Consider the following 1627-nt stretch of genomic DNA (forward strand, 5'->3'; position numbering starts at 1 on the left):
TTCATTAAAGAGCTTGTCAAGAGTGATTCATAATTGGATCTTTTTCTGAATTATTTAATATTATTGATACAATGGTAAAAGGGCATACCAGTCAGAAGAAAAGTTCATTTACGGTTTTGCTTTAAATTTTTACAATTGAGAATATTGAATTAATAGCTTTAGCGATGCCCGACTTAACGAACTAATTTAAGCAAAAACTTTGATAAGTCTGAGAAGCACCAATTAGGAATTTTTCAGTATCAAAGGGAAAACCTGTGTTTCTTAGTTGCTGAATAAAATTCTAGTCTTAATGCTCAAAAGCTGAGCGTGTTCACTAAGACTTTCTAATGGAAAACTAGGGTTAATAGGTGTTTCTACCTACATATTAGATGGATCCTTTATAATTCATTTCCCCAAATAAATACCAATCATACGAGTGATGGATTTTTTTTAAAAGATTTGAATTCTCGTTCTCTACAGTTAATCTCTTTTTTAACTGTCTCTTATACACATCTAGATGTGTATAAGAGACAGGTATTAAAAAAAGAAGGTTTAAGGTACCATTTCTTATTATTAGTTTATTGTTGATAGGTTTAATTTCAAAAGCCGACGTTTATGCAGAAGAAAAAAATGTTTCGGATTATAATAACCCAGTGATAGACAATCAAGAAGATATTAATGAACCTGTACCTCATCACAAAATCTCAGGACACTTTGAAGGAACAGAAAAGAAGTTTAATTTCTATTTTCCTGAACCAGATAACTGGGAAGGTAGATTTTTTCAAATAGCTTATCCGACATTTGATGAAAACGCTTCAACGGAAAGAGTTGAATTTGGATGCAAAAATGGTGCATACACTGTACAAACTAATGGAGGAGGAGGTTATGAAGTAGATGCTGCAGCAGCTGCATTTTCAAGAGAAGTCGCTAGAGAATACTATAAAACAGAAAAGCATATTTACGGTTATATTTACGGCGGAAGTGGTGGTTCTTATCAAACAATTGGAGCTTCAGAAAAAACTAATGATATATGGGACGGGGCAGTTCCATATGTGCCGGGGTCGTTAAACGCAATTCCTAATAACTCTTTTATTAGAGCATTTGCTGGTTTTGTATTGATTGATAAAGCAGAACAAATTAGTGATGCAGTGAAACCTGGCGGTGGAGATATTTATAAGGGATTAAATGAGATTGAAAAAGAAGTACTAAATGAAATGAAACTTTTAGGAACACCAATTAAAGCATGGCAAGACTGGGAGTATCTACTTCATACTAAGAAATCTGATATTTCAGCTAATACAGCTGCAGCAGGGTTAAATAACCCTGAAGGATTATTAAGTTTCTCAGGTAGTGTTAAGATGATGGATCCTACTTATTCAGAAGATTTTTGGAGTTTGCCAGGGTATTTAGGTACAGAAAAATCTGATTTGGGTAAACTGTTAATATCAAAAAAATCAACCGAGATAAGAAAGGTAAATTGAAAAGTATTATTCTAGACAGTGTACCTGAAAATCCTAAAAATACAGGATTTGATTATTATATTCAAGGCAAGGATGGTGAAGAGACGATAAAAGGGCTGTCTCTTATACACATCTAGATGTGTATAAGAGACAGGGAATTTGTAAAGCAAAGTCCATCTGCACAGATT

The 1627-nt window shown here is 33.4% G+C and carries 1 protein-coding gene; it reads left to right on the plus strand.

Going from position 1 to position 1627, the window contains the following annotated elements; translation table 11 throughout:
• Nucleotides 1-563: 563 nt before the first annotated feature.
• Nucleotides 564-1460, plus strand: coding sequence for a hypothetical protein (locus tag A5868_RS06730; protein WP_140404336.1), 897 nt, complete (start codon nucleotides 564-566; stop codon nucleotides 1458-1460).
• Nucleotides 1461-1627 lie beyond the last annotated feature (167 nt).

This window comes from Enterococcus sp. 12F9_DIV0723, from assembly GCF_002174375.1.
GTDB classification, from domain to species: domain Bacteria; phylum Bacillota; class Bacilli; order Lactobacillales; family Enterococcaceae; genus Enterococcus_A; species Enterococcus_A gilvus.